Origin of the sequence: Bradyrhizobium sp. IC4060 (genome assembly GCF_020193715.1) — a bacterium.
GTDB lineage: Bacteria > Pseudomonadota > Alphaproteobacteria > Rhizobiales > Xanthobacteraceae > Bradyrhizobium > Bradyrhizobium yuanmingense.
On sequence record NZ_JADYVJ010000004.1, the window covers coordinates 239,882 to 264,730 of the forward strand.

The window sequence follows — 24,849 nt, forward strand, 5'->3', positions numbered from 1 at the left end:
GAGGCTTCGATGCTGGACGTGCGGCTGATGACAACTTCCCTGGCGCTGCTGGTTGCATTGATGAGCGTAGCGCTGGCCGAGCCCGTCAAGGAACAGGCCGCACCCGTGGTTCAAAGCGCCGCTGAAGCCCGCCCCATCCGCGTGATCCTTCCGGCGCCGTGGGAGCCCACCAAGGGCCAGGCCGAGTCCGTGCAATCTTCAAAGTAGCAGGTGGCGGACGCATGTCCGGCCGCGGCGGCAACTCGCTCGTCGTCGTGACCAAAGAGCCGCGGCCGAAGAGCCGCAGCAAACTCATCCAAACCAATAGCAACCAATCCGACTCTCACTTGTTGTCGCCCGCACAATCACTTGCAGGAGACAACAACATGAAACATCTGACAGTTCTGGCCGCAACCTTGTTGCTGCTTGGTTCGGTGCCCGCGGGCGCTCAGTCGCAGCCGGCGCAAAGCGGGCCGGGCAACAACGCCGTGAACAGCTCCGACCAGAACAACTCCAACGCGCCGGTCGCGGGCCGTAACAGCTTCACCGAGGGACAGGCGAAATCGCGGATCGAGGGCGCGGGCTATTCCAACGTCTCCGGCCTTCAGAAGGACGACAACGGCGTCTGGCGCGGCAAGGCCGACAAGGCCGGCACCAAGACCGACGTCAGCGTCGACTTCCAGGGCAACGTCAACCCCGCCAAGTAATTCGCGCAAGTAATCGCTCAAGTCATCCGCGAGCAAGGAGATCCAGACATGACGACGACCATCTCTCGCCTGTACGACAATTACGCCGATGCCGAGCGGGCCGTGACCCGGCTCGAAAGCGCCGGCGTGCCGCATTCCGACATCAGCCTCGTCGCCAACAATTCGGACAATTGGTACGGCTCACGCTCCGGCAAGGTCGATCGTGACCGCGACGGCACCGATGATCGCGCCGAAGGCGCCGGCACGGGTGCCGGCATCGGCGCCGGGCTCGGCGGCGCCGCCGGCCTGCTCGCAGGTCTCGGCTTGCTCGCCATCCCCGGCCTCGGCCCGGTGGTCGCGGCCGGATGGCTCGCCTCGACCGCGGCCGGCGCGGCTGCCGGCGCGGCCACCGGCGGAATCATCGGCGCCCTGACCGAGGCCGGCGTCTCCAGGGAAGACGCATCGCGTTATGCCGAGGGCGTCCGCCGCGGCGGCACGCTGGTGTCCGCGAGGGTGCCGGACCAGGACCGCGCGCGCCTCGATGCGCTTCTGCACGAGCGATCGGTCAACCTCCAGGAGCGCAGCGCCGCCTGGCAGAAGTCCGGCTGGACCGACTTCGACGCCGCAAGCCCGCCGCTGTCGCCGGAGGATGTCGTCCGCGAGCGCGAACTCTACGGCGTAGGCTCGCGGCGATAGGGCGGTAAGCTCTGACACGACAAAGGCCCCGCGGTGCGGGGCCTTTTTGATGTCGACGACCGGTCATCACGCCGGCACGGTCGATTGTGCCATCTTGCCGGTGTTTTGCCCGACGGGTCAAACTTTATCTCAAATGCCGCAAAGTGGATTGGCCGAAGTGAAATCTCTTCGCCTCATGCTGGGACATGTCGCCTGGACGGGGCAAGCCGGAGAGACCTTCGATGTATTACGTCGCCGCTGCATTGCTGGTGCTGTCGGGACTGTTCTATTCCGCGAGCCGTCATGAGCTCGGCCAATTCGGCGCGGACGTGTGCAGCTACGGCGGCACGTTCTGCGACAACCCGGTGGTCCTCTTCACCGGCGCGGCGCTGGCCGCCGCCTGGGGCATGTTCGTCAGCATCAGGTAGGCCGATGATGGCAATATAGCCCTGTTTTGCCCGACGGAGCAAACTCGACTTAGCATTTTCGGAAATCAGCCGCCCGCTTCGGCAGCGGGAACTTATGGCATTCGATTCGCATTTGCTAAAGACGACGTCCCGCACCCGTTCGAGCCCGTTGATGAGCGACAGCGCCCTCACCCCAACGAAATCCGCGCCGACGCTGTTGCAACGGCTGGGGCCCGGCCTCATCACCGGAGCTGCCGACGACGACCCGTCGGGCATCGCCACCTATTCGCAGGCCGGCGCGCAATTCGGCTTCGGTCTCTTGTGGACCGTGTTTCTGACCACGCCGTTCATGATCGCGATCCAGCTCGTCAGCGCGCAGATCGGCCGCGTCACCGGCAAGGGGCTCGCCGCCAACGTCATGCGCGTCGCGCCGCGCTGGGCGGTGCTGGCGCTGGTGTCAATGCTGGTCGCCGCGAACACGTTCAACATCGCCGCCGACATCGCCGCGATGGCCGAGGCGCTCTCGCTCGTCATCGGCGGCCTCAACCACGAGCACGCGCTGATCTTCGCGGCCGGCTCGACCCTGCTGCAGGTGTTCGTGCCCTATCGCCGCTATTCGCCGGTGCTGAAATTCCTCACGCTGGCGCTGTTCGCCTATGTCGCGACCGCCTTCACGGTGCAGATTCCCTGGAGCACGGCGCTGCTCGCCGCGGTCTGGCCGAAGCCGAATGTCAGCGCCGATTATCTCCTGATGGTGGTCGCCGTGCTCGGCACCACCATCAGCCCCTATCTGTTCTTCTGGCAGGCCTCGCAGGAGGTCGAGGAGATGAACCAGGGCGAGCGCGACAAGCCGCTTCGCCAGCTCAAGCACGGCGGCGATCACGAGCTCGACCGCATCAAGACGGACACCATCTCCGGCATGCTGCTCTCGAACGGCATCGCCTTCTTCATCATCCTGACCACCGCATCGGTTCTGCACGCCAACGGCGTCACCAATATCGGCTCGGCGACGGAAGCGGCAGAAGCGCTGCGGCCGCTGGCCGGCGATTTCACCTTCGCCCTGTTCGCGACCGGCATCATCGGCACGGGCCTGCTCGCCATTCCCGTGCTGGCGGGCTCGGCGGCCTATGGCGTTGCCGAGATCTTCGGCTGGCGCGCCACGCTGGAGGCCAAGCCGGACGAGGCGGCCGGCTTCTACACCATCATCGCCGCGGCAACCCTCATCGGCTTCGGCCTCGGCTTCACCGGCATCGACTCGATCAACATGCTGGTGTGGAGCGCGGTGCTCAACGGCATCGTCGCCGTCCCCATCATGGCGATGATGATGCTGATCGTCTCGAACCGCACCATCATGGGCCGCTTCAGGGCCCGCTCCTGGCTGATCGCGCTGGGCTGGCTCGGCACCGCAGTCATGGCGCTCGCCGTTCTCGCTTTGCTCGGCTCGTCGGTGATCGGCTGACGCAAGGCCTGCTTCGGACGCGCTGCCGCGCCGCATGTCTGCATCTTCCCGCCGCCCCGCGCTTGGCTTAACAATGCGGTCCGGGCCCGGCTCAAGATCGGGCGACAAGAAAAGCCCGGCCGGGCGACAGGGAGCGACATGACCAAATCTTCAAAAGCAACGAGCCTCGAGATCCTCGCCTGCGATGCCGGCTGGAGAAACTATCATTTCGTCAAGCTGACGACCGAGGACGGCATCGTCGGCTGGAGCGAATTCGACGAAGGCTTTGGCTCGCCCGGCGTCGGCGCCGCGATCCAGCGCCTCTCGGCGCGGGTCATCGGGCAGAACGTCTTCCAGCACGAGCGCATCTTTGCCGAATTGTTCGCGGCGACGCGTCCTGCGGCCGGCGGCGTGGTGGCGCAAGCGCTCGGGGCGATCGAGAATGCGCTGCTCGATGCCAAGGCGAAATCGCTCGGCGTCCCCTGCTATGAGCTGCTCGGCGGCAAGGTCCGCGACCGCGTCAGGGTCTACTGGTCGCATTGCGCCACGTGGCGCATCAACCACCCGTCCTGGTACAAGCCGGCGATCGAAACTCTCGACGGCGTCAAGGCGATGGGGCGCGAGGTGCGCGAGAAGAAGTTCACCGCGCTGAAGACCAACATCTTCTCCTATGACGAGGGCAAGCCGACCGGCTGGCGCCCCGGCTTCGGCTCGCCCTTCGCGCCCGAGATCAACGTCGACCGCAAGATCCTGCGCGACCTGCACATGCATCTGGAAGCGATCCGCGACGGCGCCGGCCCCGACGTCGACATCCTTCTCGACTGCAACTTCAACGCCAAGACCGAAGGCTACTTGAAGATCCTGCGCACCATCGCCGACCTCGACATGTTCTGGGTCGAGATCGACAGCTTCAATCCGGAAGCGCTCGCCTACATACGCAAGCAAAGCCCGCACCCGATCTCGTCATGCGAGACGCTGCTCTCCTTGCGTGAATTCCTGCCCTACTTCCACGCGCAGGCCATGGATGTCGCGATCATCGACACGCCCTGGAACGGCGTCTGGCAGTCGATGAAGATCGCCGCGGCGGCCGAAGCCTTCGAGGTCAACGTCGCCCCGCACAATTTCTACGGCCATCTCTGCTCGATGATGAACGCGCATTTCTGCGCCGCGGTGCCCAACCTGCGCATCATGGAGATCGACATCGATCGTCTGTCCTGGGATCGCGAGCTGTTCACGCACGAGCCGGAGATCGAGAACGGCCATCTCATCATCCCGAACCGGCCCGGCTGGGGCACCGAGCCGAACGAGGAAGCCTTGCGGGCCCATCCGCCGAAGACGAGTGGCGGGCTCCTCAACTACGGCCGCAAGAGCTGAGAGGCTAAAGCATGATCCGGAAAAGTGTCTAGCGGTTTTCCGAAAAGATCATGCTCAAACGATAACCTAAAGCGCGATGACGATTCATCGCGCTTTACGGCGTCACGGGATTGACGGTTGGAGACGTCTTCGGCCGCTGCGGCTCGATCGGCGATTTCGGATCGGTCGGGAGCACCAGGGCGCCAGCGGCCCGTGCCGCTTCACCCGTGGTCGCGTACATCGCGACGTGGGCCGGCTGTGTCTTGGCCCGGCTCCACGGGCCGTGGTCGACGATCAGCATGGCCGCAATCGTCACGCCCGCCACGATCAACGCCATCACGCCGGGGTGACGCAGGGCTCTGGACATGGAGTACGCGAAGCGAGCATTTGTCATCGAAGGGTCCGAAATTTTCCTATCGCAGGTTAATTCGGTCGAGCCCCCTCCGGTTCCCCTACTGTTGCGGCTCGTAGCGTTGGCGATGCCGCGCCGGTCGTGGCCTCGCGCGAGGCGACGGGGTTGCTGGGTGAAGTTCCCGGCTCGGACACTCCGGGCGCAAGCTCTATCCCTCGCACACGACGCGCAAAACCGTCACGATGGTCGCCGAGATGAGACATGAAATCGCAAGCAGGGTCCAACTCGGCCTCGTGCTCGTGCGGGCCACGCGGACAACGAGCATCTTCATGCACGTCAACATTCATCCCTGGGAAGGCGGTGCAGGTAGGCTATCCCGAAAGAGGCGAGCTCTTCGGTATCGCTTGGGTGCTCTTCCCACCTCCTCTGCAGATGGCGTTCCAGCAGACAGCGCCTTGTGTCTTGCGCGGCGACCTCGGGGTGCCGCGCCCGGTACACCGTCCAGGCGGTGTCCGCGGCGTTCTTCAAGACCATGTCGTCGTCCATGCCTGCTCTCCGGAAATCCGAACCTCGTGGCGTCCCAACTTAAGGACACGCTCCAAAGTTTCCGGTTTTTCCCGGTGTTCGACCATTTGATGATTCAGGGGCGATTTGATCGGATTCTTTCTCGGCGCGCCGCGCGCCGCTCGGGGCAGTCCCGAACCTCTTGGAGGCATTGGGTCGAACTGATGGGAACTGCAGGCGTCGCAGTCCAGGCCCGAATTCTCGGTGACGCCGTCCCGACGCCGAGCACCCATTGGCTCTCGCCACCGGCCAGCAGCAACCATTGCTTATTCTTCCCGTTATTCCCTAGGGCAATTGATGTGAGAGGTATGTTGATGAAGAAGATTGCAATGTCAGCCCTGATGGCCGGCGCTCTGGGCCTGAGCTCGATCGCAGCAACGTCTCCCGCCGAAGCCCATTGGCGAGGTTGGGGACCTGGCATCGCCGGCGGCCTGGTCGCAGGCGCCGTCATCGGTGGCCTTGCCTCCTCCGCCTACGGCTGGGGACCCGGCTATGGCTACTATGGCGGTCCCCGCTATTACAGTGCCGGTTACTACGGCGGCCCCTACGCCTACGACTACGGATACGACGAACCCTATCGATGGGGCGGTGGCTACACCACCACCTACTACACGGCGCCTGTATCCTACGGCTATCGCTATCGTCGCGTCGTGCGCCCCGCCTACGCCTATTACGGCGGGTCCTATCCGGTCGTTCGGCACCACTGGCATCGGCACCACCGCCATTGGTGAGAGCAGCCGATCAGGCGCCACGAGAGCCGCGCTCGACATGGGCGCGGCCTTTCGCTTGCAGGCCAGCGGCCATCACTCGCCTGGTGCGATGGCATTGCTCGGCGTCGGCCGGTCGGTGATCTGCTGACCGAACAGGCTGCCGATCAATTCGACCGCCGTGCGCGCGGTCCGACCGCGTTCGTCCAGGAACGGATTGAGCTCGACGATGTCGACCGATCCGACGACGCCGGAATCGTGCAGCAGCTCCATGATCAGATGCGCCTCGCGATAGGTGGCGCCACCCGGCACGGTGGTGCCGACGCCCGGCGCCACGGAAGGATCGAGGAAATCGACGTCGAAGCTGACATGCAGCACGCCATTGCTCGCCTTGACCCGTTCGATGACGCGGCGGATCAGGACGGCGACACCGAACTCGTCGATCTGGCGCATGTCGACGATCCTGATCCGGCGCGTGCGCATCAGCTCTTTCTCGAGCTTGTCGATCGAACGCGCACCGAACAGATCGAGCTTGTCCGGGCCGATCGGGGCGCGTGGATCGTCGCCGAGCAGGCCGTCGAGCCCGGGCTCGCCGCACAGGAACGCGGCTGACATGCCGTGCATGTTCGCGGTGATCGTCGTCTCCGGCGTGTTGTAGTCGGCATGGGCGTCGAGCCAGAGCACGAACAGTTCGCGGCCGCGCTCCTGCCAATGCCGCGCCATGGCATTGACCGACCCCATCGACAACGTGTGATCGCCGCCGAGAAAGATCGGCAGCGCACCTGATGTCGCGATCTCGTAGCCTCTGCGGCTCAGAACGCGCGTCCAGCGCTGGATCTCGCGGTAATGATTGGCCTGTTCGGGCGGCCTGTCGGTGAGGTCCCGGACGTCGGCTATGGACAGATCGCCATAATCGACGACCTCGAAATCAAGGCTTTCCAGCAATGTGGCAAGGCCGGCGGTGCGCAGCGCCGCAGGCCCCATCAAGGTGCCGCGCTGCGAAGCCCCCATGTCGATGGGAGCGCCGAGCAAGGCGATGCGCCGGGGTCGATCCGTCATGGTCCGGTCGGTCACGGCTGCCTCCTGACGTCAGCAAGGTTCACCCAGCCTAACAGAGATTCGCACCCGTCGTTTCCCGGGGAGCGCGCAAGCCGCCGGCATATCATCCGGAACAAAATTCCCTGCGCTGAATTGCCCATCCAAGGCCGGCACCCGCCGTCAATCACGGCGCCTGTCGCGGATAGCCAAAGGTCACCAAGACCCGCTGTTCAAAACGAGCGCTCGCGCGGATAGCCAAAGGTGCCGGCTTCGATCATCACGCCAGGAGGTCGCGTCCTTGAGCACGGAGATACCGCAATCCTCGTCCCAGCCCGGCATGGCCGAGCGTGCCATCGATACGGCCGCGGACGTCTCCCGCACCATTGGTGAAGTCGCCGGAGGCCTGCACGCAGCGGTCGATCGCCTCACTTCCGCAGTCGAGGAATCGCGCAAGCCCGGCGGGGCACTCGCGACGGTTTCCGCGATCACGCGCGAAGCACCGCTTGCCAGCCTGTTCGTCGCCTTTCTGTTTGGCGTCGCGGTGGCGCGCCGGCGGTAGCTGTTCTGCGACCGCCCCCTCGGTGAGACCGTCCTGCGTCAGGCCTGGCTCGGCGCTGCGGTCCGGCCTCGGAGCCGATCTACGTCAGAGCCAAGCGGAGTGCTACTTTTACCAACGAAAGGTCAGCGCCACAGAGTGTGGCGCCAGCATCGCCTTATACGGTCGAGAACGGCTAATCTAGCTGATGCTTCACGAAAGCGGCACTTACGTGAAGCTGCTCGCCCCCGACGAAAATCTCCTCGCTTTATAATAGGAACGTCTCCGTTCCGGATGCTTTCCGGAAAGCAACGAGCCGGAGCTCCGCCAACAGTGCCGTGCTGCTGTTCACTTGCAGGGCAAGCCCGACGGATCGGCCCGCTATGCCGAGCACGTCAATTGCTACGTCCGCAATGGCGCGGAATATCCCAGCCTTGCCGCCCTGCTCCGCGCGATCGAGGCCGAACACGCTTACAACGAGACGTGATATGTAGGTGGTCCTCAGAACAGTCCCTACGCTCTTCTTCACTGGCTCAGATCAGACCCACGATCATCAAGACTCCGATCTCAATCATGAGGAGCGTAGCCGTTGCCGCGGAGATGAGAAACAAATCACCTAATGACAGGTGCATGATTTGCCTCACAATTTGCCCTAGAAGCGGCCCTTACATCCTTGGAACGGGGCGACAGGGCGGGATGATGAGGCCGCTTCTAGGAGGTCCTTGACGCGTTCATCCGGCGCCAAGCGGCCCTCATTCTATCCAAATTTAAATCTCGTCCAGCATTTAATTCATTTAAAATGGCGTATTATATTAATATTTAATTGCGCCAGGACTTGAACGATGCAGTCCGCTGGGGAATTAGTTTCTTCACGGCGAGCTATCTATCTGCCCGAGCATGCGAGGGACACAAGCTGTGGCTGGCGACAGCCGGCAAGCAAGCCTCCTCGGGGCCTGACTGGATCCAAGACGATGACCGAATGCTGGCATGCGTGACAACGAGCGCGTGCGGCTGCTCTCTCTCGCAATGGCACCGAGGGACCAAGCGGTACCTGGATCGATGAGGCGGCTCTGAAGAATCGCCAGACAAGGAACCAGCCCGGCGCCAGCGCAGTGCTCTGCGGGCACAAGCAGCTTTAATCTGCCCGGCACATGAGATTGGCTTCGGCGAAAAGCGGTGGCGAGCGGGAACGTTGAGACGGAGCTGAGGTTGATCGAAAAAGAAGAGATTGGCGGCGCCAGCTGAGCACACTGATGGACAAGACCTTCGTCTATGATGCGTTGAGGCAGGTCGAGCGCGATGTAGTTGAAGGAGAACGACGCCTTGCAGAGCAAGAGAGAGCGATCCTTCAGTTGAAGCGGGAAGGAAAGGATACCGCTACCGCTGAAGCAGAGCTGGACACATTGCGCAGAGCCCAGCGTGTTCTTGATCAGGACCGACAACGCCTCCTTTCGCTGTTACAGCCTTGAACGGGTGACGGCATTCGACGCCTCTGTGCGTTAGAGCATGATCCGGAAAAGTGCGTAGCGGTTTTCCGATAAGATCATACTCAAACAATAACCTAAAGCGCGATGACGATTCATCCTAATCGCATCGCGCTTTGGTGCATCGTGAAAATCGCTGCGGAGCCAAAGCTGACGCGAACCAATGTCCCTCAACGCTGTTGTCTGCGACCGCCCCCTAGTGAGACCATCCTCCGTCAGGACTGGCTCGCGCTGCGGTTCGGTCCCGGAGCCGAGTACCGAAGGCACTATTCGTCGCATTGCCGCGGTGGCACCTGCCAACGGTAGACTTCACCTTGAAAGGTCGAATGCTGAGCGCGGCTCGCGCAAGCGTCCGCCGATTGCGTTCGCGATGTCGCCGTGCTTTAGGCAGCAGCACGGCCGCTTGAGCAACTTGCCAACGCGAACAGCCTAACGTCTGCCGTGGGGTCATAAGCGCGCTTCACGCGCGAGCCGCCCCTTTCCTTGGCACGAATAGCCAGCGCAGGCAGATCATCGCCTTATGCGTAAACGCCGCGCAGTCGTTTGAGGGTGCGTTCTGTCAGAAAGCCGGAAAGCCGGGGCGGGTCTGCTGGTGGATTAGTCTTCTTGTTTCTCGCCTGCGCTTCTTCCATCGGAGCTTTTCGAGCGCTCTTCGAAACGATCAGCGCCCTTAGCTAGATCCTGCCCCATCTTGCTCTCGGTTTTTTCTTCCTCCTTGGAAGCTGCTTCGCGCAAGCCTTCAGCGGCCCGTTTCCCCGTTTTTGATGATTTTCGTTCGTCGTCCATTTTTGGCTCCCTCCTCATCAAGATGCTTGCCAAGAAACCGCTGGTCCTCAGCTGGGATGGACAACGTTCCAATTAGATCGTCTGAACATGGTTCCAAGTTCCGCGGGGCTCTCAGTCGGATCGCGTGCGACTCCGTCGAATACCGTGATAGAGTAATCACGAAAGCAGCAGCGGTTGTTCGGAGTTTCCAATGAAAGCCAAGTGGGCTCTCTTTGTGAGCTTCTTTCTCGTGATCGTCCCGGGCTATCCCGCAGCCCAACCGGTGGAAGTGCTTTGGCTTGGGCACGCAACGACCCGCATCACTAGTGTCGCCGGCAAAGTGATAGTGATTGATCCCTTCCTCACCAGAAACCCGAAGACGCCGCCTGAGTACCGGGACTTGAAGGCGATTGGAAAAGTGGACCTGATCCTAGTGACGCACGGCCACCAGGATCATATTTCCGATCTCCTCGATCTGGCACGTCTGACGGGCGCCAAGGTTCTTGCCAATTACGAGTTCGGACGAAATCTTGTCGCGCTGGGTCTCCTTGAAGAGAACAACGTCATTGCCATGAATAGGGGCGGCATGGCCGAGCCGCTCGGCCGGGGCGTCAAGATCCATATGGTGCCGGCCGATCACAGCTCGTCGCTCGACTACAATATTCTCGGCATAAGGAACCCTGACCAGTCAGCATCCATCCGGCAAGGCGGAGGGGCCGGAGTTTCCGTTGGCTACGTGATTGAGATGGAGAACGGCTTCAAGGTCTACCACACGGGCGACACCAGCGCCTTTGGCGACATGGCGCTCATTCGGGAGCTCCACAACCCGGACCTCGCGCTGGTGTGCATCGGGGGCTTTTTCACCATGGGGCCTGACGAAGCCGCTTACGCGGTTCGGGAGCTGATCAAGCCGAAAGCGGTGATACCAATACACTACGGCACCTTTCCGGTGCTGAACCGAACCCCGGCCGAATTCAAGAAAGCTTTAGGATCTACTAGTGTCCAGGTCTTGGACGTCGCCCCAGGTCAGGTAATGAGATTTTGAGCCCGCTAATCGGGCACGTTGGCGAGTCTAAGGCCCGTCGCCATGCGTTCCCAATCCGCTGAATCCTTGAAGGGATACCAGAAAGCAGTTCCTCGAATAGAGAGTGGGTCTAGTCCCTGTCGATTCTTCTCGGCCAACGAAAAGATCCGTTCAGCGTCCGCTTTCCGGCCCAAATGGCCGTAGGCGGCGAGAAGCACACGATAAGCCCATCGGTCGTCTGAATTGAGAGCGATAGCCCGCTCCAAGCTTGCCGCTGCACTTTGAAATTGCTCCAACCCGAATTGGGCCAATCCGAGTTCATAAAAGTAAGAAGGTGGGGAGAATGGATTGAGCCGCATGCCATGGAGGACGAGCTCAAGAGCCTTGGCCGGCTGACCGGCTAAGCTCAACGCTCCAGCGAGCGCGACGTAGGCGTTCGCGTCGTTGGGATCCATGCTGATTGCTCGCTCTCCCTCTTTGATCGCCTTCTCGTGCATTCCTTGCTGAGACAGAATGGCCGAAGCGACCTGATGATTGAGGGAAATCGGAGACTGTTGTGCTTTTGTGATGTACTCTTCAGCCTTCAAGCGCGCATCGTGCACCGATCTTAGCCCGAACCTCTCTTCCTGCCATTGTCTCCTTGCAATCTGCCAGTATGTGGCCGCGAGCGCAGCAAAAGCACGAGAGTAATTCGGCTCGATTTCGATCGCTCGCTCGAAGTGGCCGATCGCCTCGCGCGCGGCCTTCGGATTCTGCTGAAGGTACCTGTTCCAACCCTTCAGGAATTCGTCGTAGGCCACCGGGTTTTCGGTGCGCTTGGTGGCGATTTGCCCCTGCTCCTTGGATGTCAACTGAACCGCCAATGTTCGCGTGATCTTGCCGGCGATTTCGTCTTGCAGCCCGAAAACATCTCCCATCGCGCCCTCGTAGCGATCTGCCCAGAGCTGCCCGCCGCTCGCCGCATCGACCAGTCGAACGTTGATGCGAATCCGGTCCGCGGCTCGGCGCACGCTGCCTTCCACCACGTAGCGGACCCCGAGATCCGCAGCGGCCTTTCGCACGTCCACGGCAGTGTTCTTGAAGGTAAAGGTGGAGTTGCGGGCGACGACGAAGAGCCCGGCCACTTTGGAAAGCTCGTTGATCACATCATCGGTAATCCCATCCGAGAAGTATTCTTGGGCTTTGTCGTCGCTGAGATTGGAGAACGGCAGCACGGCAACTGAGGGTTTGTCGGACCGCACCGGGGTGCTGTCGCCCGCGTTCTGCACCCCGCCTCGCTGCTGGGCCCCCATCCACCACACGGCTCCGCCCGCGCTCGCAAGCACCAGGGAAGCGACGGCGATCGCAGCAAGGGCAATGCTTCGCGCCCGCTGCGACGCGCCATCGTGCGCGGTCGGGTCGGCGAAGCCCGTCCGCGCCGAACCCAGGCTCTCGCTCGAAACAGCGTAGGCCTGGACCGCTCGGTCGATGTTCTTGAGTTTTTTAAGACCCAGATTCTTGAAAGAGAATGGGAGCGCCTTGTGGACCTGCTCGTAGACGGCGCCCGAGATGCACACACCCCCTGGCTCGGCGACTTCTTGGAGCCGCGCGCCGACATTGACCCCATCTCCAAGCAGATCTCGCCCGCGCGCTACGACATCCCCCACGTGAATACCGATCCGGAACTGGACACGCCGGTCTCGAGCGATCTCTCGTCCCATTTCTAGCAGTCGACCCTGGACCGCAACGCCGCATTGAACGGCATCGACCGCGCTCGGGAACTCCGCCAGGACGCTGTCACCCGCAGTGTTGGCAATCCGGCCCCCATGCTCCTCAATGAGAGTGTCCATGACCTCACGCGCGCTGGCGAGGCCTTTCAAGGTGCCAAGTTCGTCCAGGCCTACCAATCGCGAGTAGCCCGCGACGTCCGCCGCAAAAATCGCGGCAAGGTGCCGCTCAACCCGTTGTTCCTGCCGCAGCGGCATCCATCGTCAGCCTTTGGGGTGCTTGGCAATTCTGCAGCTTGAGATGCAAGGTTTCAAGGCACAGCGGGGTACGAAGCGAGGCTTTGGTACGTGAGGGTCGGCTGTCCGGCCAGTCGACGCCCAGCGGACGCCACCGCTGACACTTGGACCGGCTTGAATCAGGACTGATGTACTCCGTCCGGACCCCAGTCGCTGACGTCCGACCGGTGATCCGTCGTCAGGCAGGAAAGCCTAGCCGGGTACGTTCGAGTAAGGCCGTGTTGGCTCGGGCAGCTCCTTGTCGTCTGCATTCATTCCATTGCGGCAGGTCGGCTTTGGGGCAAAGGCTGCCCTCGGCGGCTCCGGCGACGGTTTCCCCTCAGCCCTCGGAAGCGGACCCTGTGAGCCTAAGAGGCGAAGTCAGCGGTGGGCCAAAAGCGGTCATCGGTGCGTTGACCGCATGGCGGGTGAAGACGTGCTAGGTCGTTACCGCACGGAACAGACGCCATTTGTCGGGCACGCCTTTGAGAATGTGGCGGCCGCGCTCCTCAAACGTCAATCCAGAGCCTGCCACGAGATCGCGAACCGTCTGTGAGACCAGAACTTCACCCGGGGCAGCTAGCGCCGCCACACGTGCACCAATATGCACGGCAATGCCAACAATATCGTGAGCGACGAATTCGCACTCGCCGGTATGCAAACCGCAACGGACCTTCAGATCGAGTGGGCGCACCGCGTCGCCGATTGCGCTTGCGCAACGCACAGCGCGCGCAGGGCCATCGAACGTGGCAAGGAAACCGTCGCCGGCGGTATTGACTTCGCGGCCGCGATACTGGCCGAGCACGCCCCGAGCTTTGGCATAGAACGCATCCAGCAGCACGCGCCAGGCGCCGTCGCCGAGAGCGGCCGCGCGCTCCGTCGATCCCGCAATGTCGACAAACAGCACAGTTGCAAGCACCCTGTCCGGCTCCGCTGCTTGCCGATGCCCGGTGACGAACTCTTCGACCTCATTGATAATTGCATCCTGATCGCCAGCCCAGACCATATGGTCCTGACCGCTGAGCTCAATCAGTTTGGCGCAAGGAATCTGCTGCGCCATGTAGCGCGCATGCTTCACGTCAATGACGCGCTCATCGGTGCGATGCAAAATCAAGGTCGGCACACGCGTCACGGGTAGGATGTCCCTGACATCGATCTCCCGGTTCATGCGCATGATCGCCGATGCCGCGCCTGGGCTTGCCGAGGCCCTGAAGTAGGCGGCGGTTTGCTCAAGTGCCTGCTTATTGCCAGCGAGGCTAGGCGCCCACATCAGCAAACTCATCGCATCTGCCGAACCCCAATGGTGCTCAATGTCATCGAGGAAAGCGCTCCACTGCGCATCGGTCCACGCGAATGCGTAGTCAGGGGCCCACGAGCGTCGCGCATAAGTGCCACAAAGCACCAGAGCTGACGTGCGTTCGGGATACGTAGCTGCATAGAGCAGCGACATCGGACCGCCCTCGGACACGCCAAACAAGGTGGCCCGCTGAGAACCAACCTGGTCCAGCACCGCCTGCACGTCGTGCATCCGCTGTTCAAGCGTGAAGATCTGGGAACCGCGATCGGACATTCCGGTGCCGCGCTTGTCGAACGTGATGACCCGCGCAAACGTTGCAAGCTTGCGGAAAAAGGAAGCGCGTGCCGGCGATTGCCAGAGCGCTTCGACATTGGAGACAAAACCTGGGACGAACAGCAGGTCGCGCGGACCGTCGCCCATCACCTGATAGGCAATATGGACGTCGTCACTTTTGACATAGTGAGTGGCCGGGATGTCAGCCATGGTGGCCTACTGCGTGACAAACCGCGGGCGCGAGTGTCGCACCTCATTCCGCGTCAGGCTAGCGAAATTCGGTGGAGAATTTGGCTGCCGCCCACCCGTAAGTACCGGCGCGACTGGGGAACCAGGTGCGGCCGCGATGTGCGTTTCGGGTCAAACGCGACCGGTCCGGCCGATCTTGCTCACCAATGTGACACGATGGGCCATGAACGGACTCATGCACCGCAGCAAACAACAGCTCTATTCGATCACTTCATCTGCGCGGGCAAGCATCGACGGCAGCAAAGCTAGGCCGAGGGCCTTGGCGGTCCTCAAGTTTACGACGAAGTCGAACTTGGCCGGCTGCTCCACCGGAAGATTAGCGGGTTTTGCTCCACGCAAAATCCTGTCGACGTATTCGGCAGCGCGGCGATACAAATCCGTAAAATTCGGCCCATAAGACATGAGGCCACCCGCTTCGACGTGCTCTCTGGCGTTGTAGATTGTTGGCAGTCGCGCTCCCATTGCTAAAGTCTGGATCCGATCGCGGTGGGTATTCACAAGCGGATCGGCAACTATATACAATGCCCCTGCACCACCTTTTAGCGCCTCAAAGGCAGACGGGATGTCCTCTGCTTGACGAATTGTGAGGATGTCGGTCTCAAGACCAAGCCTCGCCGCCGCCGCTTGCACTTCACTAAGCTCCAGTGCGGACAAGGAATTGCCAATGTTCCCAATAGCTGCCAAACGCCGAAGACTTGGAATGGCCTCGCGCAAAAGTTCTAGGCGCTTGCCGGCAAGATCGGTTGCTACCGTCGAGAGGCCCGTGACGTTGCCGCCAGGTTTCGCCAAACTCGCAACCAGTTTGTTTGCAACTGGGTCTCCCGCCACCGCGAACACGATCGGAATAACCGATGTTGCCTGCATCGCCGCGATAACGTTTGCGGTCCCCGAGGTTACAATGACATCGACTCTAAGCCGAACGAAATCCGTCGCAAATTTAGCGAAGCGTTCACTGTTTCCTTCGCCCCACGCATACTCAATCGCGACTGTTCGCCCCTCGATCCATCCGAGTTCACTCAGTCGCTTCAAGAATGCAGCAAGCCGTTGGCGCTCGATCGAAGGGGTGCTCTGACCCAAGAACCCGATGGTTGGCAATCGAGGGGATTGCTGCGCGCGGCCCGTTACCGGCCGCACGGCCACCAGACCAGCAAGAGCACCAAGCAAATCCCGGCGCCTCATACCTACCTCAACCGCAGACGACGGCATCATATGACTGAGGCCAGCGTTTTGGTAGGGATGAAACCGGCTTCGCCGCGGTCCCTGGACTTTATCGTCGACGTCGCAAAAGCCTACGGGAAGCACGTTGTGAAGGACCGATTGGGCGTTGATCTCTAGATTTCTGGAGTCCGATAAGAGCCCTTAGCGGACTCCAGCGACTTTCCGTTCAGATCATCAGCAGGAAGATCACGATCGATGGCGCCCCTACCGAAGCGATTTCTTACTTTTCCCGTTTTGATCGATGTCGCCGGCATGGTAGCGGCTTCTTCTATTCCGACGAAGCGAACCTGTTTCTGGTCAGCGCCAAACACGTCCTTTTTAAAAACAGCCTGGAAACGCACACCGCAGAGCTGCGACTCACTGCTCTCGACTTCGCGCTAAAGGATCGGGTTTACTTCCAGATTGACTGCACAACCCTTTTCGCAGACGGCAATTTGCTAAAGCACTCGAATGCGGACGTTGCCGTCGCGCGGATTGCGACCCTTGAAAAGATAGCAGAAGGCAAGCCGCACAGCGGAAAGTACGACATTCTCGAAATGCCGGGCTTAGCTGGAACTTGCCCAACGATCGAAAACTGGAATGTTGCGGGACTATTTAGGGAAGACACGAAACTGCTCAAGGACGTGCAGCTCGGCGATGATATTTTTCTCCTCGGCTATCCGACATCTTTAGCCGACCTCGATTTCTTCGAGAAGAGTACTCCGTTGCTGAGAACGGGCATCGTTGCAGGCATTGTCAACGACGCCCACGTTGTCATCGACTGCCCGGTCTATTTTGGTAACAGCGGCGGTTTTGTGCTCGAGAAGCGAGCCCAGGGCGAGGTGGCAATTGGTGTCGCGTCCCGCATGGTCCCCTTTCGGGAAAACCTTTTCAGCATGGAATTTCAACGTCAAGTGGGCACAAGGTACGAAACTCGGGGTATTCCATTGTCGAGCCGATGGACAGAGTGTTTGACCTCATCAGCCAGCTAACTGGCTAACAGTGCAACTATCCCAAGAGTCCGATAACCGCCCTTAGTGGACTCCAGAGACCTTGTACGCGTTGGCTCACCCTGAGGAAGTGGACAGCTCAAAACGAACTCAGACCCCTCTTGACAGCTTCAGATGCTAGAACGAAAACTTACATTCAATCTCAACGAGATACTTTTTTATGACGCAGCCTTTTATCCTACTGTCAGCACTTTCGATCGCGGCATTTCTCAACCAAGCTCACGCGGCAGATCTGAGGGCGTCACCGCCGCCACCTTCTCCAGCTTACGATTTCAGCATCCACGGAAGGATTCTCTCGTCAATCGGACCGGTAGCCTATCGAGTGTGCAGCAGGAAATCGCCCGCCAACGCCGTCTTCATGTGGGATCCAACCGATCCGACGATCTACGCTGAAGCATTCCAATCTTGCAGAGACATCCGCATCGCTAGACAGCTCGCTGTCAGGCAGAAGCCCATGTACGGCGGTTATCCAGAGTCCCTGCTTCAGGGCACATTTCAGTTGCTCCCCGTGCGGGCGAAACGACCAAGCCATCGCAGGCTATGATCTTCCCTGAGGAGACTGCTGCTGTGAACCCAAAAAAGCGCATCGTGCTTACCCTCAAGAGCGCACTAAATTATATCGCGCGCCAGCAAGAAGTGCTCTCAAAGCCAGAAGTGACGACGAGGGAAGTCCTACCGACGCTAATGTTGATGCTCGCCTCAATCTTCCTGTTCGACTGGATCGAGGAAAAGCTGTTCGGCCGCACGACTGGCATAGGCATCGCGGTCGGATGGATTGTCGGACTGTCGATCTGCTATGGAGCAAGTCAGTTCCGAAATTCAAAACTAGACTCACTCAACGGGGGACGCCGGGAAGCCGGAGAGGAGTGAACGGCGGCCCTGAGAGGAGCGAACTCGGTGCCTGAGGGAGCGAACGATCAGCTTGCGCTGTAGTCCCTGAATCCGTTGTAAAGCATGTACGGAGTCCCGACAGGGACTTTACCCTTCTGCAAGCCCCACAGCGTCGAACCCTGCAACACGAGATGGGCGGGCGAGAACGAATGCACCTGTGCCCCGTAGTTCGGCATGGTCGGGTCAAGCCCCATAAACTGCTTGTAGTAAGTAGTGATTGTAAGCCTTGCGGCAGGACTATCTTTCCATGCCTCGATTGCCGCGTTGATGGATGCATTTGGACTCGTGCCGGTAACGCCAAGCGTCAGGAATCGCTCGTGGCGATACGGCTGAAACGGTAGGTGCCGGCCGCGACGATCATCACCGCCTTATTGCGCGCGCCGAGACTGTCGACCTGGAAGTATTGCCCAGCGTCGTCCCTCAAAAGGATATCGACCTGGACGTTCGGTCCGAGGTCAGGCCCTAACGTATCCTTCAGGCAGTAGGTAATGGGCGTGCTGGCGGTGACGACCTGGTCGGCCGAATTGGCTGCGCCAGTCCCAATCGCAAGAATTTCGGTCGGCATTGCCCAAGCCCTCTTCTAGAGAAAATCGCTGCGTTGTCGCGGCGGTCGTATATCGCGAGCGTGCGAGCTGCACGTGGCGGCTCTGCTTCTTGACCATGAGCGGATCGGCACGGCGATCGAGCGCCTCGGTGACGAAGCCGGCGCGCATCGAATGGCCGGAGAAGGCCGCTTCATCCAGGCCGGCCGCGTTGATCGCCCGTTTCACGATCCGGGCGACGGATCTGTCGGACAGCGCGCCGGCGCCGACGCGGCCGTATCGATCGACTTCGCGGAAGATGAGGGCGCTTGTCGGACGCCAGCCGTCGATTGCCAGAATGCCCGCGAGTGACCCAAGGAGGACGTCGCGTTGATGTAGGGGCAGTCCTTCGCCGATGCGATCTCAGCGCGCACAGCGTTGCCCGAGTCAATACTCAAGCGTGCCCTTGCCTTGAATGGCTCCTGATCTTGCGCAATGAACGGCACCTTCGGCAGAACGATGGTAAGCACGCGCACGATGGCTCCCCATTCTAATTCTTTCGCTCACCGGGGATCGTCGGAGGTCATCTTCTTCATTCTCTCCCAAAATGCCGGGATTGTGGTCCTCTAACAGCGCAATCGCTTCCTGGATCTGTTCGTCGGTATAGAACGTACCCACGAGGAAAACACCTGCCGGCTGTGGGGGACATCGTCACTTGAGGGTGCCGTCTCGCTTCATTGCCGACTTCATTTCGGCCATGGTTGCGCTTGCGGGGAGGCGCCTCTTGAGAACCCAAGCACCGCAGAGCCAAGGGGCGATCCGTACTCGGCCCATACCAAACGTTCCGACGAAAGGGCGACCTTCGCCCCGGTGAGGGCGTTGCAGAGTGCGCGCCCAAGCTGGGTGAGCCGCCATTTGGATTCATCTGGAAGAGCATCCGTTGAGCCGCAGCGCGAGCTGAAGCGTTCGCCGACGGTGCGGCGGACCTCCCACGACCAGCCGCCGTCTCAGGCAGCGCTGACGGCGGCGAGCTCAGCCGCCAGGAACTGTTTCTCAAACGCCTCGGCGGGCATCGGACGGCCGAAGAAATAGCCCTGCCCTTCCTCGCATCCCATGCTGACCAGGAAGTCGGCCGTTGCGCGGTTCTCGATACCTTCGGCCACGACGGTGAGACCGAGCTGCTTGCTGAGGCCGATGGTCGAGCCGACGATGACGGCGTCGTCGGAATTCGACAGAAGACCGAAGACGAACGACCGGTCGATCTTGAGGCCGTCGAGCGGAAATTTCTTCAGATAGCTCAGGCTCGCATATCCGGTGCCGAAATCATCGAAAAGGATCCGGAGTCGTTGAACCGATCCATCCCAAGGCCATGGCGGCGATCCTGACGAGCGCGGAGGAATGGGACGTGTGGCTGCGGGCGCCTTGGGATGAAGCCGAGGCGTTGCAGCGGCCGCTTGAAGACAACATATTGAAAATCGTGGCGCGAGGGGCTCAAAAGAAAGACGTGATCGCCTAGCGCCAGATGATGCCATCCTGCCGGTGTTTTGCCCGACGTGTCAAATGATGGGTTAGCGCGTCTACTTATAAGAGCCGCCAGGTCCGCTTATGCCCCATGAGCGGCGCGGACGCTGACGTTGCGCGAGGTCCGAGAAGGGCCGGAACCGGAACTGCGCTGGGTCTCAGACTTGAGACCGCGACAAGTCCAGCGTGAGGGAGACCACCACCAGCGTAAGAAGGAACAGAGCAAAGATCGAAATTTTCACGCTTCGTCCCCAGTCGGTGACCACCCGCGCCAACCACAACATGGCAACGAGAGACGAGCATCCGGAGACACCGATGGCCAGGGCGTCCGCCTCGCGGGTAAGACCTAGCGGGAGTTTTAGTCCAATGTAGACCACGAACCCCGCCATAAAAATCGACCAAGCCACCCATCCAATCGAAACCGCTTCCTCTAGCGATAGCTTTCGGCCGAAGAACCACTGAGCGCGCGACACCATGAATGCAGAGGCGGCGAGCACGGCCGCAGAGACTGTCCCAAGGTGTTCAGCAGGGGTCATGGCGTTCCCGGTCGTAGGATTTTTGAGGTCTCAGATGAGGCCGAAAGTGATCGCGATTAAAAAGAACACGGTCAGCCCGATGGCGACCATCTTAAATATGTAAGCGGCCTCAACGTCGTGCCCAAGCCATTCGAAGTCCGGCCCCCATAGGACGGTCGCGACGAACCCCAGAACGAGCGTCGTGATCAGCAGGATCACGTAGACGGTGTCCATATGGAACGACCTTTATCGTCACTGCCACGACCACTCACCCATGACGCCGATAAACCACCCGGCATTGAAGGCGACAACAAGCATAAGGAGGCAGGTCAACAAAGAGGGCTCGACGTCCTGAACACCTTGGGCACGCCAAATTGCGAGTAGTCCCAGCGCACAAATTCCCGAGCAAACAACAGGCCAGATCGCTGCGAACCGCCCCCGATGGGTCCGTGGCAGACGCCTGGCACGGCGAGATGCCACCAAGGCAGTCAAGGCCAACACAATCAGACAAGCGGTGAGCAAGTACATTCGACGGGATCCCTGGCGCAACCGCCGCCATCTCGAGGGCGCTGGCGAACCAATAGCGCGCGTTGATTTCCTCAACCTTAAAGCGATGGAGAAATTGTTAGTCGTCCGACGGCCAACCTCTTTGAGCGCATATCGCAAGCTTTTACCTATCTTCAGACGCTTTGGCTCACGTTAGGCACGGGCAGACGCGCCTTAAAGGTATGCAAACCTTGTTCGTATAGCGGCGCGAGCCTAGGCGGCTTTGTGTTACCATGGTGAGCATGTTTCGCATCAAAATCCCGCCCACCGTTCTCCTCTTCCTTATCGTCGGGGGCGCGTCCTGCATTTTCGTGTTTTACGGCCTCTATCTACTGATCGCGCTGATTGCCTTGAATCTGGCCTGCCTGCTGTTCGCCCCGATCGCGAGGCGGCGCGGATGGGGCGCAGAAGGGCGGCTCACGAGACATCTCAACCGTCCCCGGATGGAACACGAAAGCCGCAGGGCCATTAGGCGCGAGAGCGTACGTACCCTGCAGGAAGAGCGATGACTGCTTCAGAGGAAGTCCGAATTTGGCGGTTTCGAGTGCGCGGCTTTACGCTTGCTGGAGTTGCATGTCTCGCCTTGATTTTCTTGCTGAAGATTCTCGATCCAATCGAGCTTGTGAAAAGCTTTCTTAGTGCCCTTGTTCTGTTTTTCGCCTTCCTTTGGCTGTGCGGGCTATATTGCACCTACCGGTATTGGAGAGGTTTCAGAGAGGATGAAATACGGCGCGGCGGATCAGCGGAAACCGCTCGCGCAAAATGGCATGAACTGCACCCGCCCCCTGACTAGATGGTGGTGGGCCGCTTTGGGTCAAAAGCTGCCGTGAGCAGCTTCAAGATGCCTTTCCGCTCAGCTTTCGAAAGCAGACAATGGCCGGCCAATCCCCGTGGCGCATTCCCGCGCTGAGATCGCGCTGCGACCTCGCAGAAAGCAAGGATGCGCATCGTCACTTGGAAGCCGAATGCCAGGTCGATGTTGCCCCCCGGGACACCGCTCGCCAAAACAACGAGCCTCCTAGGAGTGCTGGTGTCAAGCGAACGCCGCCCGCTCAGGCCGCGCTGACGGCGGCGAACTCAGCCGCCAAGAACTGCTTTTCGAATGCCTCGGCGGGCATCGGACGGCCGAAGAAATAGCCCTGCCCTTCCTCGCATCCCATGCTGACCAGGAAGTCGGCCGTTGCGCGGTTCTCGATGCCTTCGGCCACGACGGTGAGACCGAGCTGCTTGCTGAGGCCGATGGTCGACCCGACGATGGCGGCGTCGTCGGAATTCGACAGAAGACCGAAGACGAACGACCGGTCGATCTTGAGGCCGTCGAGCGGAAACTTCTTGAGATAGCTCAGGCTCGCATAACCGGTGCCGAAATCATCGAACAGGATCCGGACGCCGAGCTCCTGAATTCGCTTGAACATTTCAAGCACGCGGCGCTCGTCATGCAGCAGGATGTCTTCGGTGACTTCGATCTCGAGCAGCGACGGCGCCAGCCCGGTCTCTTCGAGCAGCGCTGCAACGGAATGCGCGAGGTCGCCGGACTGAAGCTGCGAGGGTGAGAGGTTGATCGCGACGCGCACATCGCTGCCGGACAATTCCCAAGCCCGCGCCTGGCGGCAGGCGGTCTCCATGACCCAGTTCGCGATCCGCTCCGACAGCGCAGAGGTGTTGACAACAGGCATGAATTCGGCCGGCGAGACGTAGCCGCGCACCGGATGCCGCCAGCGGATCAGCGCTTCGGCTCCGACCAGGCTGCCGTCGATCAGACGAACCTGCGGCTGGTAGAACAACTCGAATTCGCTGCGATCGGCGGCAAGCGCCAGCTCGCCCTCCAACCTCAAGCGGTTCTCGAGCTCCTGCCGGATCGCGGCTTCGAATACGACGTGGCCGCCGCGCCTGGTCGCCTTGGCTTTCGTCAGCGCGAGATGGCCGTTGCTCAGGAGATCATCGGCGTTGCTCCCGCCTTCAGGATAGACGGCGACGCCAACGCTGGTCTTGACCCGGTGCTGGCGCGTGCCGGTTGCGAGAGGGGCTTCGAACGCGCGCGCGATTCGCTCGGTCACCGCCGCGACCGGCTCGGTGATCTCTGCGCAATCGATCGCGATGGCAAATTCGTCGCCGCTGAGCCGGGCGACGATCGCCTTGCCACCGACCTCGCTCCGCAGCCGCTCGGCGACCGCGCGCAGCACGAGATCGCCGGCGGAGTGGCCTAGCATGTTGTTGATCTCTTGGAAGCCGTCGAGCCCGAGCACGAGCAACGCGACGCTCGAAGACCGTCGCTCCGCCGCGGCGATCAGATCGGTCAGGCCCACATGCAGCATGTTCCGGTTGGCCAGCCCCGTCAGCGCGTCATGTTCGGCGAGATATCGAATGCGTTCGGCTTCACGTTTGCGCACAGAAATATCGCGCAGGATGGCACCATATTGAAAGCCGTCCGTTCCCTGCCAGCCCGAGAAGCTCGCCTCGACCAGGAAGGTTTCCCCGTTCTTGCGCCGGCCTTCGAACTCGACGACGACGGCGCCGCCCGGAACCAGAAGCGCCTGGCGCGCGGCGTCGTGCATGGATGGCCTTGCGCCGGCGTGTGCCGGCAAAGCGCACAGCGTTTCGAACGGGCGGCCGATGATCTCGGCCGGCATGTAGCCGAAGATCGCGCTGGCGCCGGGATTCCAGACCGTGATGCGGTGATCCTCATCGGTGCAGACCAGCCCGTCGCCGAGCGACATCGCGATGCGATGAAAGCGGCTCTCGGCGATGCGTCCGAGCAGGCTGCGGAAGTCGATTTCGTCGAGCGCAATCGCGGTCAGGTAAGCGACGATGGCGATGTGGAACAGCGACGTATCGATGACCAGGGGCCATCTTGCCTGCACAAGGATTGCGGCCAGTTCGACCACCGCCCCGGTTGCGAGGAGGATTGCGACGCGAAGTCCTGGCGCCACGCGGCGCCACGAATACAGCATCAGCAGGCAGATCGCGCCCAGTCCGACCACCATGCCGATATCGGAGGTCCAGCGCAGCGTCCGGTTCTGAAGGATCGATTCAGCGGCGAGGGCCTGGAGGACTGGCCCTGAGATGATCCTGCCGTTGGGAACGCTAAAGCGGTCGCCGAGCTCGAGCGCCGTGGCGCCAATGATGACCTTCTTGCCTTTCAGCTTGTCGAGCGTGGCGCGATCGCCGCGCAGCACGTCGACATAGGAGACGGCGGGAATGGAGGGCGCGCGAATGCTGAAATCGATCAGAAAGGGCGGTCGCCGATTGGCGTCCTGGCCCGCCAGCACGACGGCCATCGAAGGCATGAAAGCGTCGCCGAGCTTCTCGCCGAACGGATAGCGGCGAACCAGCCCGTCGGATTCGATTGCGACATTGACGAGAGCCGGCCACGACTGGTTGCTGAACGCCTTCAGCGGCCGGTTGACGTGGGCCGGGCCGCCCCTCGGTGTCGGCTGCTTGAAGGATGGCAGGATCGTCGAACCGCCGGCGTCTCGCAATGCCTTGGCGAAGGCCGCGTCGGAGGCGGGATCCGACGGCGTGCTGAAATCGACATCGAAGGCAACGTCCTGCGCGCCTGCCGCTTCCAGCCTTTGCAGCATTTCGGCATGGAGACGCCGTGGCCAGGGCCACACCCCGATCTGGTCGATCGACGGCGCATCGATACCGACCACGACGATGTCACCGGTGGCCGCACGCGTTTGCCACTTGAATCGAAGATCGGTGAGCGCATTGCGAAGCGCAGCGTGCCAGCCCGTGGACAACACCACCGCGAGCGCGATCACGACAAGAATATGCGGCCGATAGCGTTTCACCCGAGCCTCCCCCCACACCCGCCCCGACGGACGCATCAACCTAGAG

At 61.1% G+C, this 24,849-nt stretch carries 27 protein-coding genes and 2 pseudogenes; 16 read left to right on the forward strand and 13 right to left on the reverse strand.

What is annotated here, in order from left to right:
• Positions 1-9 precede the first annotated feature (9 nt).
• From I6F16_RS17110 to I6F16_RS17135, 6 genes are all read left to right on the forward strand, one after another.
• Positions 10-207, forward strand: a complete 198-nt coding sequence (locus I6F16_RS17110) for a hypothetical protein (RefSeq protein ID WP_225111970.1) — start codon at positions 10-12, stop codon at positions 205-207.
• A gap of 158 nt (positions 208-365) precedes the next feature.
• Positions 366-686, forward strand: a complete 321-nt coding sequence (locus I6F16_RS17115) for a hypothetical protein (protein ID WP_225112036.1) — start codon at positions 366-368, stop codon at positions 684-686.
• A gap of 48 nt (positions 687-734) precedes the next feature.
• Positions 735-1,361, forward strand: a complete 627-nt coding sequence (locus I6F16_RS17120) for a hypothetical protein (protein ID WP_036028865.1) — start codon at positions 735-737, stop codon at positions 1,359-1,361.
• Between the two features lie 221 nt (positions 1,362-1,582).
• Positions 1,583-1,768 carry a hypothetical protein gene (locus I6F16_RS17125; protein WP_057028642.1) on the forward strand — a complete coding sequence of 62 codons (186 nt, stop codon included), beginning with the start codon at positions 1,583-1,585 and terminating at the stop codon, positions 1,766-1,768.
• A 151-nt stretch (positions 1,769-1,919) separates the two neighbouring features.
• Positions 1,920-3,206 carry a divalent metal cation transporter gene (locus I6F16_RS17130; RefSeq protein ID WP_225111971.1) on the forward strand — a complete coding sequence of 429 codons (1,287 nt, stop codon included), beginning with the start codon at positions 1,920-1,922 and terminating at the stop codon, positions 3,204-3,206.
• 138 nt (positions 3,207-3,344) lie between these two features.
• On the forward strand, positions 3,345-4,559 hold the full coding sequence (locus tag I6F16_RS17135) for a mandelate racemase/muconate lactonizing enzyme family protein (protein WP_074448219.1): 1,215 nt from the start codon (positions 3,345-3,347) through the stop codon (positions 4,557-4,559).
• Between the two features lie 94 nt (positions 4,560-4,653).
• On the opposite strand, the gene I6F16_RS17140 is transcribed toward I6F16_RS17135, so the two are convergent.
• Together I6F16_RS17140 and I6F16_RS17145 are read right to left on the reverse strand one after the other, a co-directional pair.
• The gene (locus I6F16_RS17140; protein ID WP_109142988.1) at positions 4,654-4,932 is read right to left on the reverse strand and encodes a hypothetical protein; all 279 of its coding nucleotides are present in this window, start codon (positions 4,930-4,932) and stop codon (positions 4,654-4,656) included.
• Positions 4,933-5,226: 294 nt separating this feature from the next.
• Complete coding sequence (locus I6F16_RS17145) at positions 5,227-5,436, reverse strand: hypothetical protein (RefSeq protein WP_225111972.1); 210 nt, start codon at positions 5,434-5,436, stop codon at positions 5,227-5,229.
• A 332-nt stretch (positions 5,437-5,768) separates the two neighbouring features.
• Here I6F16_RS17145 and I6F16_RS17150 point away from each other — a divergent pair, with 332 nt between their 5' ends.
• Complete coding sequence (locus I6F16_RS17150; protein WP_036007763.1) at positions 5,769-6,185, forward strand: hypothetical protein; 417 nt, start codon at positions 5,769-5,771, stop codon at positions 6,183-6,185.
• 72 nt (positions 6,186-6,257) lie between these two features.
• On the opposite strand, the gene rocF is transcribed toward I6F16_RS17150, so the two are convergent.
• A complete protein-coding gene (rocF, locus tag I6F16_RS17155; RefSeq protein ID WP_225111973.1) occupies positions 6,258-7,235 on the reverse strand; it encodes an arginase in 978 nt (325 codons plus the stop codon).
• A gap of 262 nt (positions 7,236-7,497) precedes the next feature.
• Here rocF and I6F16_RS17160 point away from each other — a divergent pair, with 262 nt between their 5' ends.
• The 3 genes from I6F16_RS17160 to I6F16_RS17165 all read left to right on the forward strand — a co-directional run bounded on the left by I6F16_RS17160 (position 7,498) and on the right by I6F16_RS17165 (position 9,203).
• Complete coding sequence (locus I6F16_RS17160; protein WP_036007657.1) at positions 7,498-7,758, forward strand: hypothetical protein; 261 nt, start codon at positions 7,498-7,500, stop codon at positions 7,756-7,758.
• A gap of 328 nt (positions 7,759-8,086) precedes the next feature.
• The gene (locus I6F16_RS38000) at positions 8,087-8,221 is read left to right on the forward strand and encodes a hypothetical protein (protein ID WP_260343353.1); all 135 of its coding nucleotides are present in this window, start codon (positions 8,087-8,089) and stop codon (positions 8,219-8,221) included.
• A 766-nt stretch (positions 8,222-8,987) separates the two neighbouring features.
• The gene (locus I6F16_RS17165) at positions 8,988-9,203 is read left to right on the forward strand and encodes a hypothetical protein (protein ID WP_225111974.1); all 216 of its coding nucleotides are present in this window, start codon (positions 8,988-8,990) and stop codon (positions 9,201-9,203) included.
• 612 nt (positions 9,204-9,815) lie between these two features.
• Here I6F16_RS17165 and I6F16_RS17170 read toward each other — a convergent pair.
• Positions 9,816-10,004, reverse strand: a complete 189-nt coding sequence (locus tag I6F16_RS17170) for a hypothetical protein (protein WP_225111975.1) — start codon at positions 10,002-10,004, stop codon at positions 9,816-9,818.
• 190 nt (positions 10,005-10,194) lie between these two features.
• On the opposite strand from I6F16_RS17170, the gene I6F16_RS17175 reads away from it, so the two are divergent.
• A complete protein-coding gene (locus I6F16_RS17175; RefSeq protein ID WP_050992072.1) occupies positions 10,195-11,028 on the forward strand; it encodes a metal-dependent hydrolase in 834 nt (277 codons plus the stop codon).
• A 5-nt stretch (positions 11,029-11,033) separates the two neighbouring features.
• Here I6F16_RS17175 and I6F16_RS17180 read toward each other — a convergent pair whose 3' ends face one another.
• The 3 genes from I6F16_RS17180 to I6F16_RS17190 form a co-directional block, all read right to left on the reverse strand.
• The gene (locus tag I6F16_RS17180; protein ID WP_225111976.1) at positions 11,034-12,971 is read right to left on the reverse strand and encodes an adenylate/guanylate cyclase domain-containing protein; all 1,938 of its coding nucleotides are present in this window, start codon (positions 12,969-12,971) and stop codon (positions 11,034-11,036) included.
• 457 nt (positions 12,972-13,428) lie between these two features.
• On the reverse strand, positions 13,429-14,769 hold the full coding sequence (locus I6F16_RS17185) for an adenylate/guanylate cyclase domain-containing protein (protein ID WP_225111977.1): 1,341 nt from the start codon (positions 14,767-14,769) through the stop codon (positions 13,429-13,431).
• Between the two features lie 237 nt (positions 14,770-15,006).
• Positions 15,007-15,987, reverse strand: coding sequence for an ABC transporter substrate-binding protein (locus tag I6F16_RS17190; RefSeq protein ID WP_036028964.1), 981 nt, complete (start codon positions 15,985-15,987; stop codon positions 15,007-15,009).
• Between the two features lie 254 nt (positions 15,988-16,241).
• On the opposite strand from I6F16_RS17190, the gene I6F16_RS17195 reads away from it, so the two are divergent.
• Both I6F16_RS17195 and I6F16_RS17200 read left to right on the forward strand, forming a co-directional pair.
• On the forward strand, positions 16,242-16,997 hold the full coding sequence (locus I6F16_RS17195; RefSeq protein ID WP_345960810.1) for a trypsin-like peptidase domain-containing protein: 756 nt from the start codon (positions 16,242-16,244) through the stop codon (positions 16,995-16,997).
• A gap of 585 nt (positions 16,998-17,582) precedes the next feature.
• The gene (locus tag I6F16_RS17200) at positions 17,583-17,885 is read left to right on the forward strand and encodes a hypothetical protein (RefSeq protein WP_225111979.1); all 303 of its coding nucleotides are present in this window, start codon (positions 17,583-17,585) and stop codon (positions 17,883-17,885) included.
• Positions 17,886-18,210: 325 nt separating this feature from the next.
• Here the strand turns inward: I6F16_RS17200 and I6F16_RS17205 are convergent, their stop codons facing one another.
• Positions 18,211-18,471: a hypothetical protein gene (locus I6F16_RS17205; protein ID WP_225111980.1), complete on the reverse strand. Its 261-nt coding sequence runs from the start codon at positions 18,469-18,471 to the stop codon at positions 18,211-18,213.
• 73 nt (positions 18,472-18,544) lie between these two features.
• Between I6F16_RS17205 and I6F16_RS17210 the strand changes: the two genes are divergently transcribed.
• Complete coding sequence (locus tag I6F16_RS17210) at positions 18,545-18,799, forward strand: hypothetical protein (protein WP_225111981.1); 255 nt, start codon at positions 18,545-18,547, stop codon at positions 18,797-18,799.
• A gap of 75 nt (positions 18,800-18,874) precedes the next feature.
• Here I6F16_RS17210 and I6F16_RS17215 read toward each other — a convergent pair whose 3' ends face one another.
• Both I6F16_RS17215 and I6F16_RS17220 read right to left on the reverse strand, forming a co-directional pair.
• Entirely contained in the window at positions 18,875-19,105 is a 231-nt protein-coding gene (locus I6F16_RS17215; RefSeq protein ID WP_225111982.1) for a hypothetical protein, read from the reverse strand.
• Between the two features lie 329 nt (positions 19,106-19,434).
• A pseudogene (locus I6F16_RS17220) lies at positions 19,435-19,770 on the reverse strand (EAL domain-containing protein); the annotation flags it as partial.
• Between I6F16_RS17220 and I6F16_RS17225 the strand changes: the two are divergent.
• Positions 19,764-19,943, forward strand: a pseudogene (locus tag I6F16_RS17225) (SOS response-associated peptidase); the annotation flags it as partial. The pseudogenes I6F16_RS17220 and I6F16_RS17225 sit on opposite strands and share 7 nt — an antisense overlap.
• A 163-nt stretch (positions 19,944-20,106) precedes the next feature.
• Here the strand turns inward: I6F16_RS17225 and I6F16_RS17230 are convergent.
• Complete coding sequence (locus I6F16_RS17230; protein ID WP_225111983.1) at positions 20,107-20,484, reverse strand: hypothetical protein; 378 nt, start codon at positions 20,482-20,484, stop codon at positions 20,107-20,109.
• A 30-nt stretch (positions 20,485-20,514) separates the two neighbouring features.
• Positions 20,515-20,697 carry a hypothetical protein gene (locus I6F16_RS17235; RefSeq protein WP_225111984.1) on the reverse strand — a complete coding sequence of 61 codons (183 nt, stop codon included), beginning with the start codon at positions 20,695-20,697 and terminating at the stop codon, positions 20,515-20,517.
• Positions 20,698-21,251: 554 nt separating this feature from the next.
• On the opposite strand from I6F16_RS17235, the gene I6F16_RS17240 reads away from it, so the two are divergent.
• Positions 21,252-21,518, forward strand: a complete 267-nt coding sequence (locus tag I6F16_RS17240; RefSeq protein WP_225111985.1) for a hypothetical protein — start codon at positions 21,252-21,254, stop codon at positions 21,516-21,518.
• A gap of 543 nt (positions 21,519-22,061) precedes the next feature.
• Here the strand turns inward: I6F16_RS17240 and I6F16_RS17245 are convergent.
• The gene (locus I6F16_RS17245; RefSeq protein ID WP_225111986.1) at positions 22,062-24,803 is read right to left on the reverse strand and encodes an EAL domain-containing protein; all 2,742 of its coding nucleotides are present in this window, start codon (positions 24,801-24,803) and stop codon (positions 22,062-22,064) included.
• Positions 24,804-24,849: the final 46 nt, after the last annotated feature.

Bases quoted from the DNA above. Each gene is read 5' to 3' on its own strand.
- I6F16_RS17130 (WP_225111971.1), top strand. From the start codon at position 1,920: ATGAGCGACAGCGCCCTCACCCCAACGAAATCCGCGCCGACGCTGTTG.
- I6F16_RS17135 (WP_074448219.1), top strand. From the start codon at position 3,345: ATGACCAAATCTTCAAAAGCAACGAGCCTCGAGATCCTCGCCTGCGAT.
- I6F16_RS17110 (WP_225111970.1), top strand. From the start codon at position 10: ATGCTGGACGTGCGGCTGATGACAACTTCCCTGGCGCTGCTGGTTGCA.
- I6F16_RS17235 (WP_225111984.1), bottom strand. From the start codon at position 20,697: ATGGACACCGTCTACGTGATCCTGCTGATCACGACGCTCGTTCTGGGG.
- I6F16_RS17185 (WP_225111977.1), bottom strand. From the start codon at position 14,769: ATGGCTGACATCCCGGCCACTCACTATGTCAAAAGTGACGACGTCCAT.
- I6F16_RS17230 (WP_225111983.1), bottom strand. From the start codon at position 20,484: ATGACCCCTGCTGAACACCTTGGGACAGTCTCTGCGGCCGTGCTCGCC.
- I6F16_RS17205 (WP_225111980.1), bottom strand. From the start codon at position 18,471: ATGCCGACCGAAATTCTTGCGATTGGGACTGGCGCAGCCAATTCGGCC.
- I6F16_RS17115 (WP_225112036.1), top strand. From the start codon at position 366: ATGAAACATCTGACAGTTCTGGCCGCAACCTTGTTGCTGCTTGGTTCG.
- I6F16_RS17120 (WP_036028865.1), top strand. From the start codon at position 735: ATGACGACGACCATCTCTCGCCTGTACGACAATTACGCCGATGCCGAG.
- I6F16_RS17175 (WP_050992072.1), top strand. From the start codon at position 10,195: ATGAAAGCCAAGTGGGCTCTCTTTGTGAGCTTCTTTCTCGTGATCGTC.
- I6F16_RS17150 (WP_036007763.1), top strand. From the start codon at position 5,769: ATGAAGAAGATTGCAATGTCAGCCCTGATGGCCGGCGCTCTGGGCCTG.
- I6F16_RS17170 (WP_225111975.1), bottom strand. From the start codon at position 10,004: ATGGACGACGAACGAAAATCATCAAAAACGGGGAAACGGGCCGCTGAA.
- I6F16_RS17180 (WP_225111976.1), bottom strand. From the start codon at position 12,971: ATGCCGCTGCGGCAGGAACAACGGGTTGAGCGGCACCTTGCCGCGATT.
- I6F16_RS17240 (WP_225111985.1), top strand. From the start codon at position 21,252: ATGTTTCGCATCAAAATCCCGCCCACCGTTCTCCTCTTCCTTATCGTC.
- I6F16_RS17145 (WP_225111972.1), bottom strand. From the start codon at position 5,436: ATGGACGACGACATGGTCTTGAAGAACGCCGCGGACACCGCCTGGACG.
- I6F16_RS17190 (WP_036028964.1), bottom strand. From the start codon at position 15,987: ATGAGGCGCCGGGATTTGCTTGGTGCTCTTGCTGGTCTGGTGGCCGTG.
- I6F16_RS17165 (WP_225111974.1), top strand. From the start codon at position 8,988: ATGGACAAGACCTTCGTCTATGATGCGTTGAGGCAGGTCGAGCGCGAT.
- I6F16_RS17125 (WP_057028642.1), top strand. From the start codon at position 1,583: ATGTATTACGTCGCCGCTGCATTGCTGGTGCTGTCGGGACTGTTCTAT.
- I6F16_RS17140 (WP_109142988.1), bottom strand. From the start codon at position 4,932: ATGACAAATGCTCGCTTCGCGTACTCCATGTCCAGAGCCCTGCGTCAC.